The organism is Natrinema marinum (genome assembly GCF_024296685.1).
Taxonomy (GTDB): domain Archaea; phylum Halobacteriota; class Halobacteria; order Halobacteriales; family Natrialbaceae; genus Natrinema; species Natrinema marinum.
Genome location: NZ_CP100763.1, coordinates 3,454,415 through 3,467,112, shown reverse-complemented (window position 1 = coordinate 3,467,112; position 12,698 = coordinate 3,454,415). Strand labels below are relative to the sequence as shown.

Below are 12,698 nucleotides of genomic sequence, written 5' to 3'. Positions count from 1 at the left end.
AGCGAGAATCGGTTGGCAGTGGTGGGGAAAGGGTGCTGTGGTGGGGTTGCTGGAAGTCGCGGGAACAGGTGGTGGGTGCCATCGGTGGGGTCTGCCCGTCGACCTCCATCCCAGGCTACAGTCGATTAGTACTTGAACCGGGGTGATGGTATACCGGTCTTACGCCGAATTCTGCCGAATTCACCACGGATTTACGCCGGCGATATCGGCCGCGAGAAAGTTTATGCACCGGCCACGACCCACGATCCCGGACACGTTGGTATCGAAGCTGCAAACGGAAGAAGTAATATGATATTGCGGCGGGCGGTGTCCGGCCGCCGTCCCGCGACATCAGTCGACGAGTTCGTCGGCGACGACGCTCGCGTCCATCAACTGCGGATCGATCGCGAGATCGAGTTGCCCCTTGACGAACTCGGGAACGGTCTGGCGGGCGTAGACGACGGTCCGAACGCCGTCGTTCAGATCGCAGACGATGGGGATCGTCGTCGACTGACCGATGTCGGTCAGCACGTACAGATCGGCCGCGACGACGCCGGCTTCCTCGAGTTGCGGTCGAGAGATGACGCCGTCGACGCGCGTCACGTCAACGCCCTCGGCCTCGAGCGCCGCCGCGATCCCGTCCTCGTCGGGGCCGGCGACGACTGCGGTCGTCGTACTCATTCGTACTCGATGGTCGCGGGCGGTTTGTGGGTTACGTCGTAGACGACGCGGGCGACGTTGTCGTTCTGGCCGGTGATCCGCGACTGGATGCGCTGGAGAGTGTCCCAGTCGATCTCTTGGGCACGGGCGGTCATCCCGTCGCGGGAGTCGACCGAGCGCACGGAGACGACCCAGCCGTGGACCCGGTTGTCGCCTTTGACACCAGTGGCCTTGCCGATCACGGCCGCGAGCGCCTGCCAGGGCTCGTACTCCTCGAGTTCCTCCTCGACGACGTGGCAGGCGTGACGAGCGACCGCGAGTTTCTCCTCGGTGACCTCGCCGATCACGCGCACCGCGAGACCGGGACCGGGGAACGGCATCCGCTCGGCGACGATCTCGTCGAGCCCGAGGTGGCGGGCGACTTCGCGGACCTCGTCTTTGTAGAGGTCCCGGACGGGTTCGACGATGCCGTCGAAGTCGACCACGTCGGGCAGGCCGCCGACGTTGTGGTGGGACTTGATCCCGCCCTCGCTCTCGATGCGGTCGGGGTAGATCGTCCCCTGGACGAGATAGTCCGCGTCGGCGTCTGTGGCCTCGCGCTCGAACTCGCGGATGAACTGCTCGCCGATGATCTCGCGCTTTTCCTCGGGGTCGGTCACTCCGGAGAGGGCCTCGAGGAAGCGGTCTTTCGCGTCGACGATCCGCAGCGACTCCATGTAGTCGAACGTCTCGCGGATCTGGTCGGTCTCGCCTTTCCGCATCAGGCCGGTGTCGACGTAGACCGGCGTCAGGCGGTCGCCGATGGCCTCGTAGGCCAGCGCCGCGGCGACCGAAGAGTCAACGCCGCCCGAGAGGGCGATGACCGCGTTGGCGTCGTCGATGTCTTCCTCGATCTCTGCGACTGCGTCGGGGACGAACGTCTCGGTGTCTACCATCAGTGGGTTACCTCCGTTTCCGCATCGGTGTCGGCGTCGTCGGTTTCGGCTCCGTCTCCCCCGGCGGTCCGCTCGAGGACGGCCTCGACCAGCCCCAGGAACGGCGGGCTCGGCTGGCCGGGGCGGGACGTGTACTCGGGGTGGAACTGCGTCCCGAAGAAGAACGGGTGATCGTCGAGCTCGAGGATCTCCATCCGGTTGCCGGCCGTGCCCGAAAACTCCAGGGGCTCGTCTTCGAACTGGTCGAAGTACTCGGGGTTGACCTCGTAGCGGTGGCGGTGACGTTCCGTACAGGACGTATCGTCGTAGAGCTCGTAGGCCAGCGTCCGGGGCTCGATGACAGTCGTGTGCTCGCCCAGGCGCATCGTCCCGCCCATGTCTTCGACCTCGTACTGTTCGGGCAGGATGTCGATGATCGGGTGCGGGGTGTCCTCGTCCATCTCGGCCGAGTGTGCGCCCTCCAGTCCCAGCACGTTCCGAGCGTACTCGACGACGGCCATCTGGAAGCCCAGACAGAGCCCGAGGAACGGGACCTCGTTCTCGCGGGCGTACTGGACCGCGCGGATCTTCCCTTCGGAGCCGCGCATCCCGAAGCCGCCGGGGACGATGATCCCGTCCATCCCCTCGAGTTGGCCGTCGTGGCCGGCGCTCAGTTCGTCGGCGGCGACCCAGTGGACGGTCACGTCGACGCCGACCTCGAAGCCGGCGTGTTTCAGCGACTCGTGGATCGACATGTAGGCGTCCTCCAAGTCGTACTTGCCGACCAGGGCGATGTCGACCTCGCCGTCCTTCTCCGTGGTGACGATCTCGCGCCAATCGTTGGCGCGCTCGCCTTCGGGCAGCGCCTCGTCTGCCAGCCCGAAGTGCTCTAGGACGTACTGATCGAGTCCCTCCTCTTCGACCATCAGCGGGACGTGGTAGACGTCCTCGACGTCGGGGTTCGAGAACACCGCCTCGGTCGGGATGTCACAAAAGAGCGCGATCTTCTCCTTGGTCTCGGGCTCGAGTCGGTCCTCGCAGCGGCCGACGATCACGTCGGGCTGGAGCCCGATCGAGCGGACCTCCTTGACCGAGTGCTGGGTCGGCTTCGTCTTCTGCTCGCCGTTTTTCGAGTACGGGACGAGCGTGACGTGGGTGAAGAGGACGTTCTCCTCGGGTTCCTCGTGGGCGAACTGGCGCAGCGCCTCGAGGTAGGGCATCCCCTCGATGTCGCCGACGGTGCCGCCGACTTCGATGATACAGACGTCGGTGCCTTCGGCGGCCTCGCGGATGCGCCGCTTGATGTCGTCGGTGATGTGGGGGATAATCTGGACCGTCTTCCCCAGGTAGTCCCCCGCGCGTTCCTTCTCGATGACGTGCTGGTAGGTCTTGCCCGTCGTGATGTTGTGGTCCGAGGTCATGTCGATATCGAGGAACCGCTCGTAGTTCCCCAGATCGAGGTCGACCTCGCCCCCGTCCTCCAGAACGTAGACTTCCCCGTGCTGGTAGGGGTTCATCGTGCCCGCGTCGACGTTCAGATACGGGTCGATCTTCACCGCGGTGACGTCGAACCCGGCGTTTTTGAGGAGCCGGCCGGTGCTCGCGGCCGTGATCCCCTTGCCGAGCCCCGACATGACGCCGCCGGTGACGAAGATGAACTTGTTCCCCAGCGAGGGGTCATAATGAGTGTCCGATTCCGTCGGCATACCGAGTGTGTGCGCGACCGCTTGAAAACGATTTCGGGACCGCACTGCCTCCGACAGAGGTTGTCACCCCTCCTTGGGGCGACCATCGCCGCCGTCTCGCAGTCTAGGTCGACGTTCGTCCAAAACGAGGGGAGAACCGAGACCGATCGTCCGACTATCCGGCGCGGCGAGGACATCGAACGGTGGTGACCGGGCACGACTCGTGACCATCACTCGCCGTGAAATCGGTCGCTCGAGCTACGTCCCCTCGGGAGCCTCGTCTTGCACCTCGACGATTTCGGCCTGCTCGAGCGTCTCCATGCCGCCGCCCGTCCGAATCTGGATCGTGTGCCCCGGGAGGCCGGGATCGGTTTCGTCGGTCGCGTCCTCGGGGACGGAGACGGCCGCGACCCCGTCGATGGTAATCGACCGGCGCTCGATCGGGTCGTCCTCGTACTCGACGGTGTCCCACGTCTCCACGTCGAGGTCCTCCATCTCCACGCCGAAGTAGTCCTCCGCCTCCGGGTTCACCGCGTCCTCTGTCTGTGATTCGCCGGTCGTTCGGTTGTCGTCGAACTGGACCTCCTCGTGCTTGTACTGACGGAGCTGTACGAGCATGGTGAACGGACCACGAACAGCGTGGTAATCCTTACAGGGGACATCGCAAGGTCGGTACGGAAAAGAGGCCCGCGCTCGTGGCCTCGAGCATGACCGATCTCCGCGTGACCGTCGGCGAGCGCGACCTCGAGGCGACCTGGACCGACGACGCACCCGAAACGAAGGCGGCGCTCGCGGACGCGCTGCCGGTCTCGGGCGCGGCGACCCGCTGGGGTGACGAACTCTACTTCGACGTGCCGATCGAAAACGCCCGCGAGGTCGTTCCCGAGGGAGCGATCGCGTACTGGCCAACTGGGAACGTGTGCTGTCTGTTCTGGGGGCCGACGCCGGCGAGTCAGGACGGGGAACCGCGGGCCGCTTCGCCGGTCACCGTGGTTGCGCAGGTAGACGATACCGGGCCGCTCGAGGACCTCGCGGGCGGGGCGCGGGTTCGGCTCGAGCGAATCGGCGACTGAAACGGGAAAGAGTACGAACGAACCGCTGCTCGAGAAGCATCGACGGAAAACGAGGTGCTGCTCGGGAGACATCGACGGAACACGAGGCGTCCGCTATCGTGGCAACGGGGATTCTCCACGCCCTCCCCAGCCGATTCACTCACTCCCGAGGTCGTTCGCTCATCCCTCGCACGGCGTTGGGCCCCGGTTCACTGACGTTCACCGCGGCCCAGCGTGCGCCACCGCCTACCGCCTACGGCTGACCGGTCTGCAGCGATCGGTCGCACTGCCCTCGAGCGGCTCACTTCCCCCAGAAGGGGTCCCGGTTGCGCTGTTTGTCGAGGTACATGTTCAGCGCCTCGAGTTCGTCGCCGGGGATCTCGCTCGCGAGTTCCTGCTCGAGAATCTTCGCGTGTTTCTCGGGGATCTCGGCCCAGAGTTCGTCGTCTTCCTCGATCTGGCGGCCGACCGTCGGGCCGTCGATCGCGACGGAGACGCGGTTGCCCGCGCGGGCCTCGTCGACATCTTCGCCCTGCTCTTGGATGCCTTTGACCTGGCCGACGCGTTCGGGTTCGTTGCCCTCGAATTTGACGACGTTCGTGTTGTTCTGGACCGTCCCGGAGTTCACCTCGACGCCGACGACGGCGGGGTCGTTCTGACGGAAGGTGTGATCCGGCAGGATGCGAAACCGAGCGGGCCGGGTGATGTTCTCGAGGATGGTGTCCTGCTGGGCTTTTTCGATGCCTTCGACGTACTCCTCGTACTCCTCGATTAGCTGGTAGATGACCTCGTCGGTGAAGATCGTCACGTCCTCGATCTCCGCGCGGTCTTCCGCGTCGTCTAAGACGTCGACGTTGAACCCGAGGATGACTTTCTGCTTGCCGTCGTCGGCCGTCGAAGCGACCGAGACGTCCCGCGGCGCGACATCGCCGACCTCCGCGCGGACGATCGGTACCTCGGCGTCGCCCAAGGCGTCGGCCATCGCCTCGAGGCTACCGAGCGTGTCGGCTTTGACGACGACGCCCTCCTCGGCGGTGTCGACGGCGATGTCCGCGAGTTCGGCCTGCACTTCTTCGATGACTTCGTCCAGATCGCGGTCGCGGACGACCCGAACCGGCGCGCCGGCCATCGCGTCGGCGAGTTCCGGCGCGGCGACTTTGATCCCGGACGCGGCCGAGACCTCGTCGACTTTCTCGAAGCGGCTCTCGGTGCGGATCTCGGCGAGCGGCCGGGGCTGGAGCAACGCACGAACCTCGGTGACGATCGGCGCGTTCATTCCGCCGACGACGAGCTGGTCGTCGGCCTTGATCGTGCCGTCGTAGAGGACGGTGTCGATCGTCGTCCCGAAGCCTTTCTCCTCTTTGACCTCGAGGACGGTGCCGACGCCGGGGCCGGCGACATCGATCTCCATCTCCTCTTTCATGTAGCGCTGGGAGAGTCCCATCATGACGGTCAGGAGGTCGGGGACCCCCTCGCCGGTCATCGCCGAGACGGGGACGACGCCGACGTTGCGCTGGAAGTTCTGGACCCGCCAGTAGAGGTCGGCGGAGAAGCCCTCGTCCGAGAGGTTGCCGATGATCTCGTAGAGGCTCTCATCCAAGCGCTGACGTACGCGATCCGACTGGGACTCGTAGGTGTCGTTGATCGGCGAGTCCTCGTGGGCGTTCCAGCCCGGCACGGTGTCGATCTTGTTCGCCGCGACGATGAACGGGGTCTGGGAGCGCCGGAGGATGTCCAGCGCCTCGAGCGTCTGGGGCTGGAACCCGTCGTTGACATCGACGACGAGGATGGCGATGTCGGCCAGCGCGCCCCCGCGCGAGCGAAGCGTCGTAAAGGAGTGGTGGCCCGGCGTGTCGATGAAGAGGAGGCCCGGCAGGTCGAAGTCGTCGGGATCGACGAGATCGCCCGCGATCGTAGAGATGATGTCCAGCGGGACGGCGGTCGCGCCGATGTGCTGGGTGATCGCGCCTGCTTCGCCCTCGATGACCGCGGAGCCGCGGATCTTATCGAGGAGACTTGTCTTGCCGTGATCGACGTGTCCGAGGACGGCGACGATCGGCGTTCTGAGGGATGTGGGGTCGCGTGTGTCCGTGTCCGACATGGTAAACCACCCGAGAAGGTCTTAGCTAAATCGTCCGTAGCGCCGTAGTTAAACCCATCGTCATCAGCGTTCGGCGCCGCGGTGTGGCGACGTACCGATCCGTCGACGCGGGGTCGCGGAGCCGGGACACGCGCCGACGGCGATTTCCGGACGGACCGTCCGGTCGAAATCGAGTACGGCCGCCCGGCGTGAGCGCGGACGCGCCTCGCTACGCGTGTTGTTCGATCAGCCCCTCGAGGCTGGCCCGATCCTGGACGCCGACCATTCGCTCGACCGGCTGCCCGTCCGCGTAGAGGACCAGCGTCGGGACCCCGCGAGCGCCCAACTGCTGGGCGAGGCGCTGGTGGGCGTCGACATCGACCTTCGCGACGGCGGCGTCGGTCTCCGCGGCGAGGGCCTCGATCGTCGGCTCGAGCATCTGACAGGGGCCACACCAGTCGGCATAACAGTCCACGAGGACGACGTCGTACTCCCCGACGACCTCGTCGAGGTGGCCCTGTCCCGTGATCGGGATCGGCTCGGCGGGCGTGTCGCCCCCCTCGTCGGCATCGGCCGCCTCGAGACTCCCGCCGTTCTCGAGGCGTTCCTGTAGCTCTCGTTTCTTCCGTTCGCGAATCCGCTGGCGTTCGTCGTCGGCGGTGTCGCTCATCGTACGATCGTACGGCTTCCACCGCCATAATAGTTTTGTGTGACACAGACAATATGCTTCCCGAGATTTGGCTGCCGTGAGTCGCCGAAGCCAACTCGGGCGCACCGTTGCCCACCGAAATAGCCCGTACATCCTCTTTCGTATATGTGCTTCGGCTTTTCCCGCCCCCATATGTTTTGCAGAAGTCCCTTTACTACACAATATCACTTCCCAAGTGTGATCGATCGATGACCGACTCGCACGACACGCTCGGACGGGCCGAAGCGAGAGACGGTACTCGGTGCCGTCCGCTTCGCTGCCGCGAGCGCGACACCCCCGGCAACCCGCTCGAAAGGAGAGTTCGACCGACGGCGACCGAAACCCCATACCCAGACCCATGACAGCTGTAACCGAACCGGACGTGACGATCGACTCGCGCGGTGCGACGTGTCCCGGCCCGCTGATGGACCTCATCGGGAAGGTGAAGAGCCTCGACCCCGGCACCGTGGTCGAGTTACAGACCAGCGAGCGCAACTCCACGACCGACGTTCCGGAGTGGCTCGAGAAAGCCGGCCACGACCTGCTCGAGATCGAAGAGCGCGACGACCACTGGAACATCTATCTGGAGGTCGACTGAGATGCACCGAATCGCGATCGTCGGCGGCGGAACGGGCGGGACGGTCCTCGCGAATCGGCTCGCGAGCGAACTCCGGCGCGAACTCGAGGCCGGCGAGGTCGAGGTCCGACTGATCACGGCCGATCCGAACCACGTCTACAAGCCGACGTTCCTGTACGTGCCGTTCGGGGAGAAGACGGTCGACGACGCGACGCGGCCGATCGAGGAGTTGGTCGACCGCCGCGTCACCCTGACGGTCGACGAAGTGACCGGCGTCGATACCGAGCGCAATCGCCTGTCGTTCGCGGACAGGACGACCTCGCTGCACTACGATCAGCTCGTGCTGGCGACGGGCGCGACCCTCGCCCCCGAGACCGTCCCGGGACTGGCCGAGGGCGGTCACCACTTCTACGGTCCCGACGGTGCAGAGCGGCTCCGCGACGAGCTGGCCGATTTCACCGAGGGGCACCTCGTGCTGAGCGTCGTCGGCGTCCCGCACATGTGTCCGGCCGCGCCCGTCGAGTTCACCCTGATGGTCGACGACTGGCTCCGCGAGCGCGGCCGCCGCGAAGCCGTCGACATCACCTACACGTATCCGATCAACCGCGCCCACGGCCTCGAGTCGATCGCCGACTGGGCGACCGACCTGTTCGCGGAGCGCGACATCAACCTCGAGACGTTCTTCAACGTCGACGAGGTCGACCCCGACGCGGAACTGATCGAGACCGTCGAGGGCGACGAACTCGGATACGACCTGCTCGTGGCGATTCCGCCCCACCGGGGCAGCGACCTCGTGACCGACGCGGGGCTCGGCGAGGACGGCTGGGTCGACGTCGACAGGCACACGCTCGAGGCGACCGCGGCCGACGACGTCTACGCGATCGGCGACGTGGCGGACGTGCCGACGAGCAAGGCCGGCAGCGTCGCCCACTACGAGGCCGGCGTCGTGGCGGATCGGCTCGCCAGCCGCGCCCGCGGGGAGACGCCGACGGCGACCTACGACGGGAAGACCGTCTGCTTCCTCGAGGCGGGGATGGACGAGGCCACGTTCATCGAGTTTGCGTACGGCGAGGAGCCGTACGTCCGCGAGCCGTCGAAACCGCTCCACTGGGCGAAGCTCGGTTACAACGAGTCCTACTGGCTCACCGCGCGGGGGTTGCTCTAGATGTCCGAATCCGAACCCGAGACCGAGGCCGAGAGCGAACCCGAAGCCGCGAACGAGAGCGCCGACGCCGGGGAGCCGGCCCTCGAGGAACTCGTCGCCGACAACCCCGCCGAAGTCGCGCGGTTCGTAGAGCGCCTCGGTGCCGTCAACGAGTTGCTCGATACGGCGGACCTCGCGACCGCCGCGATGGACGACCGGATGGTCGAGGAACTGGCCGGGTCGGCGACGAACCTCGGCGCCGCGGCCGACGGGCTGGCGACGCCCGAGACCGCACGGCTGGGCGAGGCGACCGGCGAGAACGCTGCGGACCTGGCCGACGCGGTCGAGACGCTCGCCCGCCTGCAGCGGTCGGGGACGCTCGACGACCTGCTGGCGATGGCGGACCTCGTCGGACTGGCCTCGTCGGCGATGGACGACGAGATGGTGACCGAGCTGGCGGCGACCGGGACGCGACTCGGCGAAGTCGCCGACACGGCGACCGATGACGACGTGGCCCGGACCCTCGAGTCGCTGCTCGAGGCCGTCGGGAAGGCCGGGTCGGAGCCGGCGGAACCCGTCGGTGCGATCGGCGCCGCGAAGGCGCTACGCGATCCGGAGGTGAAGGCGGGGATGGGCTTTCTCCTCTCGCTCGCGAAGGCGCTGGGACGGACGACTCGGTGAGAGGCGTTCGTCACACGCGTCGCGGATTCCGGCCAGCGGGTCCGCTTTCGCGGCCGATATCGGTGACGATCGGGTCGATTCCCGTGGACCCACCGACGAGTTTAAGAATCGGTATAGTATACGGTTGGACCGAATGCCCAATACCGATTTCTCCCCGGCGGAAGTCGCACGACGGATCGAGGAAGACGATGCGGCGGACCTCTTCGTCCTCGATGTCAGGAACGAGGACGCTTACGAGGAGTGGCAGATCGACGATAGTACGAACATCCCGATCTACGACGAGCTGCTCGAGTACGACTACTCGTCGCTCGAGGAACACCTCGACGAGCTCCCGGAGGATACGGAGATCGCGGTCGTCTGCGTCGCCGGCATCACCTCGGCGCGGGCCGCGGCGTTCCTCCGCGAGCACGGGTTCGACGCGAAATCGGTCGACGACGGGATGAACGGCTGGGGGCGCGTCCACCGCCAGTACGACCTCGACGCGGCCGACGGCGTCGTCCAGATCGTTCGGCCCGGAACGGGCTGCGTCTCGTATCTCGCCCACGACGGCGAGGAAGCCGTCGTCGTCGATCCGAGCCAGTACGTCGATCGGTACCTGAACGCGGCCGACGAGCGCGACCTCGAGATCGTCGGCGTCGCGGACACTCACGCCCACGCCGACCACGTCTCGGGCGCTCGCCGACTCGCCGGCGAACTCGACGTCCCCTACTACCTCCACGGGGACGATGCCGGGGAGCTCGACAACGTCACGACCCTGACCGACGGCGAGACGGTCCCCGTCGGCGAGCGCGAATTCGAGGTGCTCCACACGCCGGGACACACGCCCGGGAGCGTCTCGTTCCGGTTCGGCGACGCGCTCCTCGCCGGCGACACGCTGTTCCTCCGCAGCGTCGGCCGGCCGGATCTCGAGGACGGCGCGGAAGACGCCGTCCGCGAGGCCGCCAGTCGGCTGTTCGACAGCCTCGAGCGGCTGACCGATCTCGACGACGGGACCGTCGTCCTCCCCGGCCACTTCAGCGACGAGTCGGGGCGCCCGCTCGCGACCGCACTCGGCGATCTCCGGGCGGAGACGACAAACGAGCTCCTGAGTGACGTCGAGGACGGCGACGAATCGGCGTTCGTCGAGACCATCGTGGAGAGCCTCGCGGACGAACCGGCCAACTACAACGAGATCAAGCAGATCAACTGGGGGAAAGCGCAGCCAGGTGGGAACGTCGAAGCGCTCGAGCTCGGACCGAACAACTGCGCCGCGAACTGACACACCGCCCGCGTCGGCCAACGTCGCTCGAGTCGAAAACGAGGGACGGTTCGCGCTGTCGTCAGCGCGTCGCGTGCGTCTCGAGCAGGTCGACGAGCGTCTCGGCGCTCTGAAAGCCGTCGTCGAGGCGGGCGACTTCCGCACCGTCTCTCAGGACGACCAGCGTCGGAACGCTCCGGACGTCGAACTCCGCGGCGAGGTCCGGAACGAGACCGGCGTTTACCGTCGCCACGACGCCCGGTGCGCTGCGTGCGACCGAGCCGAGCACCGGTTCCATCGACGCACAGATGCCACAGCCGGACGTGACGAACTCGAGCAAGACGAGGTCGTGGGTCTCGATCAGGTCGTCGTAATCGGCTGCGTCGTCTACCCCGACGGGCTTTCGCGTCGTCCGGCCGTCGTCGGTCGGCTCCGAGGCTTTGGTTCGCGTCATTACCGCCGTTAGGGACCGAGACCATTTCAGTGTTTTGTGTCTATTGGACAATATTGTTCCAGCTCGGTGGATCGGGCCAGGGCCGACAACCGATCGGCATACCGGCGGCTCGAGGCCGACGCGCCGAAGCGCTAAATGAATTGTATAATATTGGGAATTGCTAGAAATACTTTAGCCGTCGCCGCTTCAACCGTCACGTATGACCGAGACGTTCGTCGTCATCGGCGGTGACGCAGCGGGAATGAGCGCCGCGAGCAAGGCGAAACGCGCGGATCCCGAGCGAGACGTGATCGTCTTCGAGAAGGGCGAGTGGGTCTCGTACGCGGCCTGCGGGATGCCGTACTACGTGAAGGGGACGGTCGAGGAACTGGACGATCTCGTCACCGTGACGCCCGCGGAGTTCAGGGACGAACGGGACGTCGATCTGCGGACCGGCGAGGAGGTCGTCGATATCGACCGCGAGGCACGGACGGTGACGGTAGCGGCCGGTGACGAGACGTACGAACAGCCCTACGGTGACCTCCTCGTCGCGACCGGTGCGAACGCGATCGAGCCGCCCTTCGACGGACTCGGCCTCGAGGGCGCCTTCACGATCCACGACATGGACGAGGCCGACGCCATCGAGGAGTACGTCACCGAGCGGACCCCGGAGACCGCCGCGATCGTCGGCGGCGGCTACGTCGGGATCGAGATGGCCGAGGCGCTGGCGGCACGCGGCCTCGAGGTTCACCTCTACGAGATGCTGCCCCACGTCCTCCAGCCGTTCGGCGAACCGGTCGCCGCGGTCGTCGAAGACCACCTGCGCGAGCAGGGAGTCGATCTCCACCTCGAGACGGCCGTCTCGGGCTTCATCGGCGACGAGCGGGTCGAGGGAGTCGCCCTCGAGGACGAGACCGTAGCCGCCGATATCGCGATCGTCGGCGTCGGCGTGACGCCCAACACGGACCTCGCCGAAGCGGCTGGGATCGACCTCGGGCCGACCGGTGCGATCGCGACCGACGAGTTCGGCCGGACGAACGACGAGAACGTCTACGCGGCGGGGGACAACGCCGAGGCGACTCACGTCGTGACCGGCGAGCCGGATCACGTCCCGCTGGCGCTGACCGCCAACCGGGCGGGTCGAGCGATCGGCCAGACGGTCACCGGCGACCCCACGCCGGTCGGCGAGATCGCGGGCACGGCCATCGTGAAGGCGTTCGACCTCGGCGCCGCTCGGACGGGAATCGTCGACGAGGAACGGGCCCGCGAGGCCGGCTTCGATCCGGTCTCGGTCACGATCTCGGCGTCGTCGCGCGCCCACTACTACCCCGACGGCGCGGAGCTCACCGTCACCCTGCTGGCCGACCGCGAGAGCGGCCGGCTGCTCGGCGGCAGCGTCGTCGGTCGCGAGGGCGCGAAGCGAATCGATACGGTCGCGACGGCGCTGAACGCCGGCATGACAGTACCCGAACTGCAGACCGCCGACCTGGCGTACGCGCCGCCGTTCAGTCCGGTCTGGGACCCGATCCTCACGGCGGCGAAAGTCCTCGCCGGCAAGCTCGAGTGAC

Annotated in this window: 13 protein-coding genes; 6 read left to right on the top strand and 7 right to left on the bottom strand. The window is 66.6% G+C overall.

What is annotated here, in order from left to right:
• Positions 1-330: 330 nt before the first annotated feature.
• From NKH51_RS17115 to NKH51_RS17100, 4 genes are all read right to left on the bottom strand, one after another.
• Positions 331-660, bottom strand: a complete 330-nt coding sequence (locus NKH51_RS17115; RefSeq protein WP_254762880.1) for a DUF7126 family protein — start codon at positions 658-660, stop codon at positions 331-333.
• Positions 657-1,574 carry a glutamine-hydrolyzing GMP synthase gene (gene guaA, locus NKH51_RS17110; protein ID WP_254762879.1) on the bottom strand — a complete coding sequence of 306 codons (918 nt, stop codon included), beginning with the start codon at positions 1,572-1,574 and terminating at the stop codon, positions 657-659. Before guaA ends, NKH51_RS17115 begins: the two co-directional genes overlap by 4 nt.
• The gene (pyrG, locus tag NKH51_RS17105; protein ID WP_254762878.1) at positions 1,574-3,259 is read right to left on the bottom strand and encodes a glutamine hydrolyzing CTP synthase; all 1,686 of its coding nucleotides are present in this window, start codon (positions 3,257-3,259) and stop codon (positions 1,574-1,576) included. The genes guaA and pyrG overlap by 1 nt, the downstream gene beginning before the upstream one ends.
• Positions 3,260-3,496: 237 nt before the next feature.
• A complete protein-coding gene (locus tag NKH51_RS17100; RefSeq protein WP_254762877.1) occupies positions 3,497-3,856 on the bottom strand; it encodes a hypothetical protein in 360 nt (119 codons plus the stop codon).
• 89 nt (positions 3,857-3,945) lie between these two features.
• Here NKH51_RS17100 and NKH51_RS17095 point away from each other — a divergent pair, with 89 nt between their 5' ends.
• A complete protein-coding gene (locus NKH51_RS17095; protein WP_254762876.1) occupies positions 3,946-4,311 on the top strand; it encodes a cyclophilin-like family protein in 366 nt (121 codons plus the stop codon).
• A 280-nt stretch (positions 4,312-4,591) separates the two neighbouring features.
• On the opposite strand, the gene infB is transcribed toward NKH51_RS17095, so the two are convergent.
• The gene (infB, locus tag NKH51_RS17090) at positions 4,592-6,391 is read right to left on the bottom strand and encodes a translation initiation factor IF-2 (protein ID WP_254762875.1); all 1,800 of its coding nucleotides are present in this window, start codon (positions 6,389-6,391) and stop codon (positions 4,592-4,594) included.
• 208 nt (positions 6,392-6,599) lie between these two features.
• Positions 6,600-7,040 (bottom strand): thioredoxin family protein, encoded by a 441-nt coding sequence (locus NKH51_RS17085; RefSeq protein ID WP_254762874.1) that lies wholly within the window; start codon positions 7,038-7,040, stop codon positions 6,600-6,602.
• A gap of 376 nt (positions 7,041-7,416) precedes the next feature.
• Between NKH51_RS17085 and NKH51_RS17080 the strand changes: the two genes are divergently transcribed.
• The 4 genes from NKH51_RS17080 (at position 7,417) to NKH51_RS17065 (ending at position 10,718) form a co-directional block, all read left to right on the top strand.
• Positions 7,417-7,656, top strand: coding sequence for a sulfurtransferase TusA family protein (locus NKH51_RS17080; protein WP_254762873.1), 240 nt, complete (start codon positions 7,417-7,419; stop codon positions 7,654-7,656).
• Between the two features lies 1 nt (position 7,657).
• Positions 7,658-8,800 (top strand): NAD(P)/FAD-dependent oxidoreductase, encoded by a 1,143-nt coding sequence (locus NKH51_RS17075; RefSeq protein WP_254762872.1) that lies wholly within the window; start codon positions 7,658-7,660, stop codon positions 8,798-8,800.
• On the top strand, positions 8,801-9,460 hold the full coding sequence (locus NKH51_RS17070; RefSeq protein ID WP_254762871.1) for a helical membrane plugin domain-containing protein: 660 nt from the start codon (positions 8,801-8,803) through the stop codon (positions 9,458-9,460).
• A gap of 133 nt (positions 9,461-9,593) precedes the next feature.
• Positions 9,594-10,718 (top strand): MBL fold metallo-hydrolase, encoded by a 1,125-nt coding sequence (locus NKH51_RS17065; RefSeq protein WP_254762870.1) that lies wholly within the window; start codon positions 9,594-9,596, stop codon positions 10,716-10,718.
• A 61-nt stretch (positions 10,719-10,779) separates the two neighbouring features.
• Here NKH51_RS17065 and NKH51_RS17060 read toward each other — a convergent pair whose 3' ends face one another.
• Positions 10,780-11,151: a thioredoxin family protein gene (locus NKH51_RS17060; protein ID WP_254762869.1), complete on the bottom strand. Its 372-nt coding sequence runs from the start codon at positions 11,149-11,151 to the stop codon at positions 10,780-10,782.
• Positions 11,152-11,350: 199 nt separating this feature from the next.
• On the opposite strand from NKH51_RS17060, the gene NKH51_RS17055 reads away from it, so the two are divergent.
• Positions 11,351-12,697 (top strand): FAD-dependent oxidoreductase, encoded by a 1,347-nt coding sequence (locus tag NKH51_RS17055; protein WP_254762868.1) that lies wholly within the window; start codon positions 11,351-11,353, stop codon positions 12,695-12,697.
• Position 12,698 lies beyond the last annotated feature (1 nt).

Bases quoted from the DNA above. Each gene is read 5' to 3' on its own strand.
- NKH51_RS17115 (WP_254762880.1), bottom strand. From the start codon at position 660: ATGAGTACGACGACCGCAGTCGTCGCCGGCCCCGACGAGGACGGGATC.
- guaA (WP_254762879.1), bottom strand. From the start codon at position 1,574: ATGGTAGACACCGAGACGTTCGTCCCCGACGCAGTCGCAGAGATCGAG.
- pyrG (WP_254762878.1), bottom strand. From the start codon at position 3,259: ATGCCGACGGAATCGGACACTCATTATGACCCCTCGCTGGGGAACAAG.
- NKH51_RS17100 (WP_254762877.1), bottom strand. From the start codon at position 3,856: ATGCTCGTACAGCTCCGTCAGTACAAGCACGAGGAGGTCCAGTTCGAC.
- NKH51_RS17095 (WP_254762876.1), top strand. From the start codon at position 3,946: ATGACCGATCTCCGCGTGACCGTCGGCGAGCGCGACCTCGAGGCGACC.
- infB (WP_254762875.1), bottom strand. From the start codon at position 6,391: ATGTCGGACACGGACACACGCGACCCCACATCCCTCAGAACGCCGATC.
- NKH51_RS17085 (WP_254762874.1), bottom strand. From the start codon at position 7,040: ATGAGCGACACCGCCGACGACGAACGCCAGCGGATTCGCGAACGGAAG.
- NKH51_RS17080 (WP_254762873.1), top strand. From the start codon at position 7,417: ATGACAGCTGTAACCGAACCGGACGTGACGATCGACTCGCGCGGTGCG.
- NKH51_RS17075 (WP_254762872.1), top strand. From the start codon at position 7,658: ATGCACCGAATCGCGATCGTCGGCGGCGGAACGGGCGGGACGGTCCTC.
- NKH51_RS17070 (WP_254762871.1), top strand. From the start codon at position 8,801: ATGTCCGAATCCGAACCCGAGACCGAGGCCGAGAGCGAACCCGAAGCC.
- NKH51_RS17065 (WP_254762870.1), top strand. From the start codon at position 9,594: ATGCCCAATACCGATTTCTCCCCGGCGGAAGTCGCACGACGGATCGAG.
- NKH51_RS17060 (WP_254762869.1), bottom strand. From the start codon at position 11,151: ATGACGCGAACCAAAGCCTCGGAGCCGACCGACGACGGCCGGACGACG.
- NKH51_RS17055 (WP_254762868.1), top strand. From the start codon at position 11,351: ATGACCGAGACGTTCGTCGTCATCGGCGGTGACGCAGCGGGAATGAGC.